The organism is Acidaminobacterium chupaoyuni, assembly GCF_047936785.1.
GTDB lineage: Bacteria > Bacillota > Clostridia > Oscillospirales > Butyricicoccaceae > Acidaminobacterium > Acidaminobacterium chupaoyuni.
Genome location: NZ_CP176394.1, coordinates 1,144,683 through 1,157,646, shown reverse-complemented (window position 1 = coordinate 1,157,646; position 12,964 = coordinate 1,144,683). Strand labels below are relative to the sequence as shown.

Annotated in this window: 11 protein-coding genes; 1 reads left to right on the top strand and 10 read right to left on the bottom strand. The window is 52.7% G+C overall.

All coding sequences use genetic code 11. From position 1 onward, the window contains the following. The first annotated feature begins 23 nt into the window (after window positions 1–23). Window positions 24–950, top strand: a complete 927-nt coding sequence (locus tag ACJA3I_RS05470) for a magnesium transporter CorA family protein (RefSeq protein ID WP_458863754.1) — start codon at window positions 24–26, stop codon at window positions 948–950. On the opposite strand, the gene ACJA3I_RS05465 is transcribed toward ACJA3I_RS05470, so the two are convergent. From ACJA3I_RS05465 to ACJA3I_RS05420, 10 genes are all read right to left on the bottom strand, one after another. Beyond that, window positions 942–1,664, bottom strand: coding sequence for a 5'-methylthioadenosine/S-adenosylhomocysteine nucleosidase (locus ACJA3I_RS05465; protein ID WP_458863753.1), 723 nt, complete (start codon window positions 1,662–1,664; stop codon window positions 942–944). The two genes, ACJA3I_RS05470 and ACJA3I_RS05465, sit on opposite strands and share 9 nt — an antisense overlap. Before the next feature lie 137 nt (window positions 1,665–1,801). Then, entirely contained in the window at window positions 1,802–2,992 is a 1,191-nt protein-coding gene (ftsZ, locus tag ACJA3I_RS05460) for a cell division protein FtsZ (RefSeq protein ID WP_458863752.1), read from the bottom strand. Between the two features lie 44 nt (window positions 2,993–3,036). Further along, complete coding sequence (locus ACJA3I_RS05455) at window positions 3,037–3,810, bottom strand: cell division protein FtsQ/DivIB (protein ID WP_458863751.1); 774 nt, start codon at window positions 3,808–3,810, stop codon at window positions 3,037–3,039. A 16-nt stretch (window positions 3,811–3,826) separates the two neighbouring features. After that, window positions 3,827–5,083 (bottom strand): UDP-N-acetylglucosamine 1-carboxyvinyltransferase, encoded by a 1,257-nt coding sequence (gene murA / locus ACJA3I_RS05450; RefSeq protein WP_458863750.1) that lies wholly within the window; start codon window positions 5,081–5,083, stop codon window positions 3,827–3,829. Window positions 5,084–5,152: 69 nt separating this feature from the next. Beyond that, window positions 5,153–6,274 (bottom strand): undecaprenyldiphospho-muramoylpentapeptide beta-N-acetylglucosaminyltransferase, encoded by a 1,122-nt coding sequence (gene murG, locus ACJA3I_RS05445; RefSeq protein ID WP_458863749.1) that lies wholly within the window; start codon window positions 6,272–6,274, stop codon window positions 5,153–5,155. Window positions 6,275–6,299: 25 nt separating this feature from the next. Continuing rightward, window positions 6,300–7,394 carry a putative lipid II flippase FtsW gene (ftsW, locus tag ACJA3I_RS05440; protein ID WP_458863748.1) on the bottom strand — a complete coding sequence of 365 codons (1,095 nt, stop codon included), beginning with the start codon at window positions 7,392–7,394 and terminating at the stop codon, window positions 6,300–6,302. Window positions 7,395–7,505: 111 nt separating this feature from the next. After that, a complete protein-coding gene (gene mraY, locus ACJA3I_RS05435) occupies window positions 7,506–8,495 on the bottom strand; it encodes a phospho-N-acetylmuramoyl-pentapeptide-transferase (protein ID WP_458863747.1) in 990 nt (329 codons plus the stop codon). Between the two features lie 103 nt (window positions 8,496–8,598). After that, a complete protein-coding gene (locus tag ACJA3I_RS05430) occupies window positions 8,599–10,053 on the bottom strand; it encodes a UDP-N-acetylmuramoyl-L-alanyl-D-glutamate--2,6-diaminopimelate ligase (RefSeq protein WP_458863746.1) in 1,455 nt (484 codons plus the stop codon). A 21-nt stretch (window positions 10,054–10,074) separates the two neighbouring features. Next, window positions 10,075–12,363: a penicillin-binding transpeptidase domain-containing protein gene (locus ACJA3I_RS05425; RefSeq protein WP_458863745.1), complete on the bottom strand. Its 2,289-nt coding sequence runs from the start codon at window positions 12,361–12,363 to the stop codon at window positions 10,075–10,077. A 90-nt stretch (window positions 12,364–12,453) separates the two neighbouring features. Continuing rightward, on the bottom strand, window positions 12,454–12,957 hold the full coding sequence (locus ACJA3I_RS05420; protein ID WP_458863744.1) for an FtsB family cell division protein: 504 nt from the start codon (window positions 12,955–12,957) through the stop codon (window positions 12,454–12,456). Window positions 12,958–12,964 lie beyond the last annotated feature (7 nt).

The window sequence follows — 12,964 nt, the reverse complement described above, 5'->3', positions numbered from 1 at the left end:
GAGCGGAAAAGGAGCTTATGCCAATGGTTGCATACTACAAAACCGTGCAGAACACGCTGCAAACACTGGAGGGCGCGGAACCCGGCTGCTGGATCAATATGATCGCCCCCACCGAGGCCGAGATCAACGAGATCACTTCTGCCTATCATCTGGAACCTTCATTTCTTCGCGCCGCATTGGATGAAGAAGAAACTTCGCGTATCGAAGTGGAGGATAACGCCACTTTATTGATCGTGGATATTCCCTACGCCGAGGCACAGCCCGATGGCGGAACCATGTTTTCCACCCTGCCTTTGGCCATTATCGTTGCCGAACAGGCCGTCATTACCGTGGCGCTGCAAGAAACTTCGGTGGTGCGCGAATTTGCCGCGGGCAATTTAAAAAACATCAACACCTCCCTGCGCACCCGCTTCACTTTGAACCTGATGCTTCGCGCGGCGGGCAAATATCTGCTGCATCTGCGCCAGATCGAAAAGCTTTCCAGCAAAATCGAAAACGATCTTTATATTTCCATGAAAAACAAAGAGCTGATCCAGCTTTTGACTTTGGAAAAATCGCTGGTCTATTTCACCACTTCACTGAAATCCACCGAAACCACTTTGGAAAAACTGTTGCGCGGCCGCATTTTGAAGCTTTATGAAGAAGATCAGGATCTTCTGGAAGATGTCATCATCGAGTTTAAACAGGCCATTGAAATGGCGGATATCTATTCCAATATTCTCAGCGGGACCATGGATGCTTTTGCCTCTGTGATTTCGAACAACCTGAGCATTATCATGAAAGTTTTGACCGTCATCACCATTTTGATGACGATTCCCAATATTGTTTTCAGCTTCTATGGCATGAATGTCACCGATCTGCCCATGCCGCATACCTGGATCCCCATCGCCGTTGCGGTGGTAACCACCGGTTTGACCTGGCTGATCTTAAAAAAGAAAAATTTATATTAAGTTTTGAAAAGCCGTTTCAGTTTTCCTGAAACGGTTTTTTTCTGCCCGCTCTACGATTTTCATTAAAATTTCGAAGCACTTTCTGGCGGCGCGGTCAAATTCCCGGTGGAATTCCTGCGGGCCGCCCGTTATGCTGTCGGCCACGCTTTTGATCATCAGGCAGGGAACGCGGTTTCGGCGGCAGGTCAGCAAAATGCCGGCGGCCTCCATTTCGCAGATATCCGCGCCAAATTCTTCATGCAGCCGTTTTTTCTGTTCCTCTGAAGCGATAAATTTATCCGCCGAAGCGCAGACCACGGGTTTCAGCGAAGGTTCCAGCTCCACCGCCAACTTTAAAAGCCAGGGTGTCGCCATGATTTCGCGCTGGGGTTCTTCGAAATATTTGCCCACGGGGCAGTGGTTCACCGCCGAAACATCAAAATCATAATGCACAACGCTTTTCACCACACAGGAATGCGCCGCTTTCATTTGCGGCGTCAAACCGCCCACCACCCCAAAATTCACGATCAGTTCCGTTTCGAATTTTGTGATGAGAAACTGTGTGGCGGCGGCGGAAGCGATCTCGCCCGCACCGCAATGCACCACAAAAAGCTGATTGCCCGAAAGTTCATAACAGCGAACCTGAAACGCCGGGGCATCCAAAATCTGCGGCTCCGCGCCGAACAGTTCCAAAACGGCTTCCAGCTCCACTGCCACGACCATGCCTATTTTCATTTTTTCTCTCCCGCCTTCCATGAATGAGACAGCAGCCCGCGCCCATCGCCGGGCCGTGAAACAAAAATCACCGCAAAATCTGAAAAAGCCCTCTGCGATATGGCAGGAGGGCTTTTTCAAAACAGAAGCAGAGCTTCTTATTTCTTATGTTTATTGAAGATTTCAAGAATCTGTGTAAACGCTTCGTCTTCGGTGTTGGAAGCTTCAGCGGCTTGCTGCAAACGCTCTAACGGCGAAACATTTTCGGCCGCCTGGGCGGTCTCACCGGCAGGCTGCTGTTCTTCCCCGGCTTCTTCCGCCGCAGCAGCGGCGACAGGAGCGACTTCTTTTGCGGCAGCTTCTTCTTTCTTTTCTTTGGGCATCGCCGAGGGTTTTTCATCAAAACCGGTGGCGATCACCGTGATCTTCACTTCATCTTCCAGATCATTATCAATGGCGGCGCCAAAGATGATATGGGCATCGGGATGTGCCGCGGCCTGCACCATGGCAGCAGCTTGTTCCACTTCTTCCAAGCCGATATCGGGCGAGCCCGTGATATTCAAAATCACGCCGCGCGCGCCGGCGATAGAGGTTTCGAGCAGGGGGCTTTGAATGGCCATCTTTGCGGCTTCTTCGGCTTTTTCTTTGCCTGCCGCGCGGCCCACGCCCATGTGGGCATAACCTGCATCCCGCATGATGGTGGTCACATCGGCGAAGTCGAGGTTGATCATGCCGGGCACTGTGATCATTTCACTGATGCTCTGAACGGCCTGCAGCAAAACGCTGTCTGCCACTTCAAACGCATTCTGAAGGGTGATCTTTTGATCGCTGACATATTTCAAACGCTCGTTGGGGATCGTCACCAACGCGTCAACTTTCTCTTTCAGTTCTGTAATGCCGGTATTGGCCTGTTCACTGCGCTTTTTACCTTCCCAAGAGAAGGGGCGCGTGACGATGCCCACCGTTAAGATGCCCATTTCCTTGGCGATTTCGGCAATCACCGGGGCTGCACCTGTTCCGGTTCCGCCGCCCATGCCCGCTGTGATGAACACCATGTTGGCATTCTCAAGAACTTTTTTCAGCTCTTCAGAGCTTTCCTGCGCGGCTTTGCGGCCGATTTCGGGGTTTGAGCCGGCGCCCAGGCCTTTGGTCAGTTTTTCGCCGACAGTCATTTTGATTGTGGCGGCAGAATAATTCAGCGCCTGTTTATCGGTGTTCACCGCAATAAAATCAACGCCCTGAATGCCTCTGCTGATCATGCGGTTGACCGCGTTGCCGCCGCCTCCGCCTACGCCGATTACTTTGATATTTACATTGTTTTCTGTTCCGACATCATAAGAAAAGCCCATAAACTGCCTCCACCTTGCTTTTTTATTGTTAGTCTGAATTTTTATTATTCCGGGCGGAACCGCGCTGTTCGCGTATCCGTTAAATCGATCACGCCGGTGTCGCTTTCGCCAAGCTGTTCAATAACCTTTTGCAGGAATTGGAATTTCTTGTCAAGATCTTCAACGGTTCCCAATTCCACGGTGAAACGCTGGCCGTATTTCAGCGTGATTTCGTATATCTTTTCCATATCAATTGCCACAATTTCTTTAAGTATACCACTATTATTCGCAGTATTCAATATAGAAAAGAGGGCTTTTCCTTTCTCTTCATCGGAAAACTCGACATAATCGCCCACTTTTGTATTTTTTGGTTCAATGCCCGAAATCGAGCAGATCCCCGCGGCGGCTTCCGCCGTGGTCTTTTCCAACATTTTTCCTTTTTTATCCATAAGATAGACGCCGTCGGGGCGAACCAGCGCCGCGGCGGGCGTGCAGTCTTTCACATGGATGATGATGGTATCGGGAAGTTTTCTTTCGATCCTGATCTCATCCAGAAAGGGGTGGTTTTGAAACAGCTTTGCCGTGACCGCATGTTTATTCACGAAGAAAAGATTTTCATCTGTTTTAATATTGGCGATGGTTTTCAGTTCCTCGGCCGAATAGCGCGATTCCCCTTCCACCAGCACCTGTTTCACTTTGAAGAAAACAGTGACCGCCATCACCATAGCCGCGCAAATCAGCAGCGCGGTTAAAAGGCGCAGAAAGATCCCCGGCCCTTTTCTGATTTTTCTGCGCCGTTTTCTCTTTGGTTGTGAGGTTTTCGCCGCTTGTTTCTTCATCTTTTCCACCTATGCGTCATATGTTTTCTCTGATGATGTTCCCGCCCACACGGGCAAACACTTTTTCTATTTCTTCATATCCTCTGTCGATATGTTCGATCTCTGTGATCTCGGTGCATCCCTCGGCGGCCAGCGCCGCGATGACCATTGCCGCCCCGCCGCGCAGATCGGTGGCTCTCACGGCGGCGCCATGCAATTTTTCAACGCCTTTCACCGCCGCCACTCTTCCCTCAACGCGGATATTGGCGCCCATGCGGCATAGCTCGCCGCAGTGGCGATAGCGATTTTCAAAAATATTTTCGGAAAAAAGCGAAGTGCCTTCCGCCAGACACAGCGCCGCCATCAAAGGCGATTGCGCATCGGTGGGGAACCCGGGGTAAGGCATTGTTCTGATCAGTTCGATGCTTTTCAGCCGCTTGGGCGCCCAAATGCGAATGCGGCTCTCTTCGCTTTCAATGCGGCATCCCGCTTTTTGCAAAAGATGAGCCACCGCCGTGTAATGGCCGGGGTTGGTATCGGTGATCTCCAGATCGCCCCCCGCGGCGGCGCAGGCGCAAAGATAAGTCGCCGCTTCCATGCGATCGGCCATCACTGTGTATTCCACGGCCCGCTTTTCCCCTTTGCGGATGAGGATATCATATTCGCCGGCGCCGCTGATATGGGCGCCGCCGCAATTGAGAAAACCTTCCAGATCGGCGATCTCGGGTTCACGGGCGGCATTGATGATCCTTGTTTCACCGGGGCAGGCGCAGGCAAAAAGCATGATGTTTTCGGTGGCGCCCACACTGGGAAACGACAGGCTGATCTCACCGCCGCGCGGCGCTTTGCAACGGCAGTCGATGGCCCCGCCCTCTTCGCGGATCTCCACGCCCATCTGAGATAACGCGCTCAAATGCAGATCGATGGGCCGCTGACCGATATCGCATCCGCCCGGGAAAGTGAGATGCGCCCGGCCGCATCGGGCCAGAATCGGCCCCAGAAACATCACGGAAGAACGCATTTCACGCATCAGATGGTCGGGGATATCCCACCGATCCATCGGTGCGGAATCCACAAAAATATCGCTTCCGCTTCGTTCCACACGGCAGCCCAGATGGCGCAAAATTTCGATCGCCGATGAAACATCGCGCAAATCGGGGCAATTATGTAAAATGTTTTCTCCGCCGTTCAAAATAGTCGCCGCCAAAATCGGCAGCACACTGTTTTTCGCGCCGTGATTTCGGATGGTGCCTTCCAGCGGATGCCCGCCTTGAACAATCAACCTGCTGTTCATACAAAGTTCCTCCCGTGCGTTTTTTCTTTCATGCCATAGTATGCCGCACGGTTCCCTTGGGTTCATGCGTCAGTTGATAAAATGCATCATACACTGATAAATTTGTTCCAGAGCGTCTGTTTTGCCGAGTTTTTTTGCGTTGGCGCCCATTTCTCTCAGCTTTTCGGGCTGATCCAATAATCCGCAAACGGTTTGATAAATCGAATCTCCTGTGGCTTCCGCTTCCGTCACCACCACAGCCGCGCCGTGTTTTTCTAAAACGCGGGCGTTTTTTTCCTGATGATTATCCGCCACATAAGGGGAAGGAACGATGATGGCGGGTTTTCCCGCGGCGCAAAGTTCCGCCATGGTGGAAGCGCCCGCGCGGCAGATCACAAGATCGGCTTCGCAAAGCACCTGTTCCATATCAAAGATATATTCCCGCAAATCGATATTGCGGCAATTTTCCAGTTTCACACCGAGTTTTTCAATTTCTTCAGGCATCCACTGATAGTTTTTGGCCCCCGCGGCATGCACGACATTGAACTTGTTTTCTTCCGCGCAAAGCTGCAGATAGCGGCACATTTTCCGGTTCATATAAAGCGCGCCCACCGAGCCCCAGAAAGAAACCACCAACGGCTTGTCTTCTTCACCGAAAAGCCTTGCTTTCAGCCCGTTGGGCCGGGCTTTTAAAATTTCACCTCTCACAGGGCTGCCGGTCATCACGATTTTTTTTGCATGGGGCAGCAGTTTTGCGGTTTCATCAAAGCTGGTCATCACGCAATCAACGCGCGAGGCCATTTTTTTCACCACGACGCCCGGTGTGGCGTTCACTTCCAGCATCATGCAGGGAATCTTTTTCGAAGCCGCCGCGCGGATGGCGGGGAAACTGGCGTATCCGCCGGTTCCCACCACCAGATCGGGCTTGAATTCTTCCATGATATCGCGGGCTTTCTTACTGGCTTTATTGGCCTTTGAAAGCGCGCTGATATTCTGCCTGATGCCGGCGGGCGTCAGCTTGCGCGAAAGCCCCGCCAGCGGGAAGGTATCCAGCGGATAGCCCGCCCGGGTCACCAGTTTTTCTTCGATGCCGCCTTCGGCACCCATATAACGGATCTCTGCATCCGGATGTTTTTCTTTTACATAGCCCGCGATGGCCAGCGCCGGGTTCACATGCCCCGCCGTGCCGCCGCCTGTCAACAAAATTTTCATCTCTCTCGCCTGCTCTTCTTTAAAATCATCCCTTTTTCGGTGCGGGGATGCTGCGTGACACGCTTAAAACAATACCCACTTCGCCCATCAGCATCAGCAGCGAAGTGCCGCCGTAGCTGAAGAACGGAAGCGCCGCACCGGTAACGGGCATCAGCCCCGTGACCACGCTCATATTGATAATGGTTTGCAGCGCCATCTGTGTGGTGATGCCCACCACCAGCAGCATGCCGAAACGATCGGGGGCACGGCCCGCGATTTGATAACCGCGAACGATCAGCGCCGCGAAAGCCACAATGATCAGCACGGCGCCTACGAAACCGAGTTCTTCGCAAGCCACGGCAAAAATAAAATCGTTATAAGGTTCGGGCAGATATAAATGTTTCTGGCGGCCCTGCCCCAGGCCAAGCCCCCAAAACCCGCCGGAACCGATGGCGATCAGCGATTGCGATGCCTGCCAGCCGCTTCCGCGAAAATCGCTGAACGGGTCGAGCCACACATCCACGCGCTTCTGAGCATGGGGCAGAAACGCCAGCGCGCCGTTCAGCGCGGCGAACACCACCGCCACCAATCCGCCCATCGCCGCCACCATCCAGCCCCAGCCGATGCCGCCCAAAAACATTTGAACGCCGCCTGTCAGCACAATGGTGATCGCCGCCGAAAGGTGAGGCTGTTTGATCAGCAGCAGCACCACCACCGCCAGAATGGCGCAAAAAGGCAAAATGCCATAGCGGATGGTTTTCATGCGCTTGGGGCCCATGATATTGATGAGTTTGGCAAAGCAAAGGATCATTGCAAATTTTGCAAGCTCGGAAGGCTGAAATTCGGTGATATATAAGTTCAGCCAGCGGCGGGCCTTGTTATGTTCCACGCCAATGCCGGGAACCAGAACGATCACCAGCAGCGCCAGAGAAATCAGCATCAGCGGCAGCGCGAATTTTTGCCACCGGTGATAGTCGATTCGGGAAGCCATCAGCATCGCGATGATGCCAAGGCCCGCGAAAAGCGCCTGCCTCGATATGAAATAGGTGGGCTTCATGTTGCTTTTGCTGCCTGCCGCCGCATAGCTGGCCGAAAACAAAACCACAAGCCCCAGTGAAAGCAAAAGAAGCGTTAAGATCAAAAAAGGCGCATCCATCGAGGTATATCGTTTTTTCTTTTTCGGCTGTTGCGTCAGCTCGATATTCGTGGTTTTCGTTTTAATGGGAATACACCTCCGCCTGATTGAGAAAGATCATGCGCCATAGCGGCTGCGCAAGGCAAAATAAGCCAGCAGACAGCAGATCGCCGTGATGGAAGAAAACACACCGACGATCTTTTTTTCGCTCCAGCCGCACATTTCGAAATGGTGATGCAGCGGCGCCATTTTGAAAATGCGCTTGCCGCCGCTGATCTTGAAATAGCTTACCTGGATGATGTCGGAAAGGGTTTCGGCAATATAGATGATGCCCACGGGGATCAGCACCAGCGGCAGATCACTGGCAAACGCCATGCCGCAGACAGCCCCGCCCAAAAACAGCGAGCCCGTGTCGCCCATAAACACTTTCGCGGGGTTTTTATTGAAGATCAAAAAGCCCAGCAGACCGCCCAGCAGGCCCGCCGAAAACACCTGCGTCACACCGTTGTTTTCAAGCAGGAACACCGCGGTGAAAAACAGGCAGACCACCGAAGTGACCGTGGCGGCAAGGCCGTCAATGCCATCGGTGAGGTTCACCGCGTTGACGGTGCCCACAATAATGAAGATCGCAAACGGCAGATAGCAAAGCCAGGGCCAATGCCATGTCACATCAAAAAACGGCACATAAAGCTCGCCTGTCAGCAGCCCCAATTGACGCAGAACCGTGACGAACAGGGCCGCCGCCGCGATTTGAAGCAGCAGCTTCTGCATCGGGGTCAGCCCCTGATTTTGTTTTTTCTTGATTTTTGTATAATCATCGATCACGCCGATGAGCCCGAAGATCATGGAGAACGCAAACACCAGCATCGGGCGGATATCGCTTTTTTTCAGAATGGCCGGCAAAGAAACCGCCAGCGCCGCCATCAGCCCGATAATAAACATCAGGCCGCCCATGGTGGGGGTATATTGCTTTTTCATATGCCAGGTCGGGCCGTCTTCCAAGATTTTTTGGCCAAACTTCAATTTTTTCAAAAATCGGATCGTCGGCATTCCGATGACGGCCGTCACCACAAACCCGATCAAAAATGCCAGTGCCGTTGTTCCCATTTCTTAAACTCCCCCTGATTTCGGATGATCTTCCCAAACATACCTTTGCGCGCAGCGCCGATGGCGGCTGCGCGCAGCGGCAAACCATATTCGCCGGCAGTTCTTATTTTTTCTTCTCGTTTTTGAAAAACTTCTCCACTTCTTCGCGTTCATCCAAATGATGTTTTTCGTGGTTGATCTCTTGATAGGTTTCATGGCCTTTGCCCATCAGCACGATCACATCGTCTTTTTTGGCGTTTTTCAGCGCGAAGGCAATGGCCTCGCGGCGGTCGATGATCACCGCCATGGGCTTTTGGCAGCCCTTCATGCCCTCTAAAATATCATCGATGATCGCCCGCGGTTCTTCTGTTCGCGGGTTATCGGAAGTAACGATGCAGCAATCGGAAAGTTCGGCGGCCAGCTTGCCCATGATGGGGCGCTTTGTTTTATCGCGGTCGCCGCCGCAGCCGAACAGCGCGATCACGCGGCCTTTGGCAAACCCGCGCACAGCCTTTAAAATATTGGCGATGCCATCGGGCGAATGGGCGTAATCGATCAAAACAGTGTAATCGGCGGGAACCGGCACAACTTCCGCGCGGCCCTTCACGCCATGGGCCATTTTCATCGCCAGCGCGATCTCGCCCAGCGGAATGCCCAGCGCCAGCGCGCAGCCTGTGGCCGCCAGCGCGTTATAAACCGAAAACATGCCGGGGATTCCCAGGGTGATGCGGTTGATATAACCCTTGATCACCGCTTCGAATTCCACACGGTCGGCTTTCAGATTGATGTTTTTTGCCACCAGATCGGCCGCATCGTTTTCGGCGGAATAGGTCTGGAAATGGCAGTTGCCCTTGGAAACCATGTAGCGGCCCGCTTCATCATCCAGATTCACCACCCCAAAGCGGCACATCGGGAACAGGCGCGCTTTGGCGTTTCGATATTCTTCCATGGTTTTGTGAAAATCCAGATGGTCGCGGGTGAGATTGGTGAAAACGCCCACTTCAAATTTGATGCCATGCACACGATCGAGCATCAGCGAATGAGAAGAAACCTCCATCACCGCATAATCGCAGCCGGCGTCTCTCATTTTGCCCAGCATCCGAAACACTTCATAAGATTCGGGCGTGGTGCGCTCGGTGGGATAAACTTCGCTGCCGATCATATTGGCGTTTGTGCCCATCAGCCCCACTTTGGCGCCCAGCGCCTGTTCAAGAATCGTTTTGATCAAGTAAGTGGTGGTGGTTTTGCCGTTGGTTCCCGTCACCCCGATCACTTTCATGCTTTCGCCGGGATGGCCGAAGAAATTATTGGACATCTGCGCCAGCGCAAGCCGACTGTCGTTCACCAGGATATAAGGCACCTTGCTTTCGGGAGCGCTTTCACAAATCACCACCGAAGCGCCGCCTTCCATCGCCTGGCGGATATATTTATGCCCATCTGTCTGGAACCCGGAAACCGCCACAAACGCCGCCCCGGGAACGATCTTGCGAGAATCATAACAGATATCGGTAATTTCGATATCCTGGCTGCAGGCAGCCCTCACAACATCAACATTGTTTAGCACTTGAATAAGTTTCATGTTCCACCATCCCGTTTCAATTTATTCTGCGCGCTGATCCAGATCAGTGAATTCCACTGTGACCACAGAGCCCAGTTTCACCTGGGTTTCCGCGGCAGCGCTCTGTTTGTTTGCCACGATATTGCCGGAATTGCCGGGCGCGCCCGATTTTCTCATGTAAAGGCCCGCCTTTTCCATTTTTGCCTGAGCCGCCGAAACAGAAAGCCCCGTAACATCGGGAACCGTTACAAGATCCGCCGATTTATGCCCGCCATAATAGATGACCGCCTGCGCGCTGCTGGGAATGCTTGCGCCCGCTTCGGGGATCTGATCGGTGACGGTGGCGCCTGTGCCCACGGTTCGGCTTGCAAGCCCAACCTTTGCCAAAGCGCTTTCGGCTTCCACTTTGCTTTTGCCCACGATGGCCGGCATCGTGACATCTTTTTCTGTCAGCTCACCCGCGTTATAGGTGGGTTCCACGCCGATATAAGGCAGCACATCTTCCATAATGCGGCGGATGACCGGGCCCACGGTAATGCCGCCCGTTTTCACCGCCACGGTGGGTTCATCCAAAAGCACAAGCAGGGCGATCTGCGGGTCATCCGCAGGCGCGAAAGCCATAAACGAAGCCACGCGCAGATCGTTTCTGTTCTGTTGGATCTGATCGGCGATCTTTTCGGTGGTGCCGGTCTTGCCGGCGATGCGGTAACCCGCCACATAGGCGTTTTTGCCGGTGCCCACCGTCACGACGGATTCCAAAATATCGCGCATGAGCACGGAGGTATCTTTCGAGATCACCTGGCGCACGACCGTGGGTTCTGTGCTTTTCACGATATTGCCCTTGGCATCCAAAATTTCTTTCACCACAAAGGGCTTCATCAGGTTGCCGCCGTTGGCCACCGCCGAAACGGCAGTTACCAGCTGAAGCGGCGTAACGGAAAAGTTCTGGCCGAAACTTGCGGTGGCCAGATCGACATTCTGCGAAAGGAACTTCTTTTCACTGTGGAAAATGCCGGAAGCTTCACCGGGAAGATCGACCCCTGTTTTTTCTGTGAGACCAAACGCGCGAACATATTTTAAGAAGTTCGCCGCGCCCACCGAAAGGCCGATATCGATAAACGCCGGGTTGCAGGAATTCTGGATGGCCTGATACAGCGTCTGTGTGCCGTGGGCGTTGGGATATTTCCAGCATTTGATGGGGGAAGGCCAGCCTTCCACCTTGCGGCTGCCGTTGCAATAAAAAGTGCTGTTGACGCTGACCGTTTTTTCTTCCAGCGCCATGGAAGCCGTTAAAATTTTAAAGGTCGAACCGGGGTAATATGTATCGGAAATGGCCTTGTTTCGCCACTGTTTCTGGCGGGCGGCCTTTGTTGCTTCCGCCTGCTGATCCTGCGGCAGCGCGGCGATGCGCGCCTGTTCCGATTCTGAAAGTTTGAACGGTTCGTTGGGGTTATAATCGTTTTTTGTGGCCATGGCCAAAATGCCGCCGGTGTTGACATCCATGATGATGCCGGTAACGCCGTTTGCCACTTTGTTATCAAACGAAGCGATCTCAAGGTTTTTTTCAAGATAATGCTGAATGACTTCATCCACAGTCAAAACAACGCTGCATCCGTCTTCGGCTTCATAATACATCTCATAAGAATAAGGCATTTCTTCGCCGGCCGCGTCAGTGGCGGTGATGATCCTGCCCGGTGTTCCCGTGAGATAATCGTCATAAACCGCTTCCACCCCATCGAGGCCCTGGTTATCAGAACCCACGAAGCCCAGCACATGGGCCGCGAAATTGCCGAAGGGATAATAGCGCTTGGTATCGGGCACCAGATAGATGCAGTTCATTTTTTCTTTGGTTTTTTCTTTGCCCGCGGTTTTGTTATATTCCGCGACCTGTTTGTTATAATCGCTGATGAAAGCGCGGATCTGATCGGCCACTTCTTTTTCCACCCCGCGCTTTACCACTTCATAAGCGGAATCACGCTTGGCGGTTTTGGCCAGCACGGTTTGATAATCCATCCCCAGCAATTCCGAAAGCTTTTGCGCGATCAGTTCCGCTTCTTCATCGCTGTTGATCTTTCGTGCTTCCAGCGTCACCATTTCCACCGTGGCGCTGATGGCCAGCGGCTTCATGTTGCAATCATAAATAGTGCCGCGTGTGGCGGCAATTGTTTTATCTCTCGTCTGCTGTTCCACGGCTTTTTCTTCGTAGATCTGATAACTCATCACCTGAAGGCTGAACAGTTTTACCACCACCACCATAAAGGCGGCAATGCCCAGCAGCCCGCCGATGATCAGCAGCCGAAAGCGCATCATTGAATTTGGTTTCTTAGCCATTTACTCACCTGTTTATGAAAAAAATGAGAGCAAGAAACGAAAAACTACATTCCTCACTTCTCTGCTCTCATCTTCATTTTATTCTTATCATTACTTCAAATATGACACGACCGCCTGAAAACTTTTCACCAGGTTGGAAATAAACTGCGGGGTCTGGGTTTCGTTTTTATTGATCTCTACCACATCGCCCTTGGAAAGATCCACATAGCTCATCTGGCTGCTTTCGGCTTTGACCATGCCCAGAACATTCTTCGCCCGATCTTCCACATAGCTGAGGTTGAAGATCTGCTCTGTTTTGGCGTTCAAAGCGTTTTCATCGCTTTTCAGCTCTTCAAGCTGATCGCGGATCGCCGCGTTCTGGCCCGTTAAAACGGCCACCTGCATATAGCTGAACACGATGACGAAAAGCGCCGCGAAAACGCCGCCGAAAATGGCCGCGTATTTGCCATAGGGGATCCTGGCCTTTTTTCCGCCTTGATGCACCTGAAGCGTTTGCTTGGATTGCTGCAGCTGTTGCTGCTCCCGCTGTGTTAAGCGCGAATAATCATATGCAACACTTTCCTTGGTTGCCGCGGCTCTTCTGCTGTTGGCCATAGGGCTT

What these genes read in the sequence shown, in the direction of transcription:
- ACJA3I_RS05470 (WP_458863754.1), top strand. Translation starts at nt 24, where the DNA reads ATGGTTGCATACTACAAAACCGTGCAGAACACGCTGCAAACACTGGAG.
- ACJA3I_RS05465 (WP_458863753.1), bottom strand. Translation starts at nt 1,664, where the DNA reads ATGAAAATAGGCATGGTCGTGGCAGTGGAGCTGGAAGCCGTTTTGGAA.
- ftsZ (WP_458863752.1), bottom strand. Translation starts at nt 2,992, where the DNA reads ATGGGCTTTTCTTATGATGTCGGAACAGAAAACAATGTAAATATCAAA.
- ACJA3I_RS05455 (WP_458863751.1), bottom strand. Translation starts at nt 3,810, where the DNA reads ATGAAGAAACAAGCGGCGAAAACCTCACAACCAAAGAGAAAACGGCGC.
- murA (WP_458863750.1), bottom strand. Translation starts at nt 5,083, where the DNA reads ATGAACAGCAGGTTGATTGTTCAAGGCGGGCATCCGCTGGAAGGCACC.
- murG (WP_458863749.1), bottom strand. Translation starts at nt 6,274, where the DNA reads ATGAAAATTTTGTTGACAGGCGGCGGCACGGCGGGGCATGTGAACCCG.
- mraY (WP_458863747.1), bottom strand. Translation starts at nt 8,495, where the DNA reads ATGGGAACAACGGCACTGGCATTTTTGATCGGGTTTGTGGTGACGGCC.
- ACJA3I_RS05430 (WP_458863746.1), bottom strand. Translation starts at nt 10,053, where the DNA reads ATGAAACTTATTCAAGTGCTAAACAATGTTGATGTTGTGAGGGCTGCC.
- ACJA3I_RS05425 (WP_458863745.1), bottom strand. Translation starts at nt 12,363, where the DNA reads ATGGCTAAGAAACCAAATTCAATGATGCGCTTTCGGCTGCTGATCATC.
- ACJA3I_RS05420 (WP_458863744.1), bottom strand. Translation starts at nt 12,957, where the DNA reads ATGGCCAACAGCAGAAGAGCCGCGGCAACCAAGGAAAGTGTTGCATAT.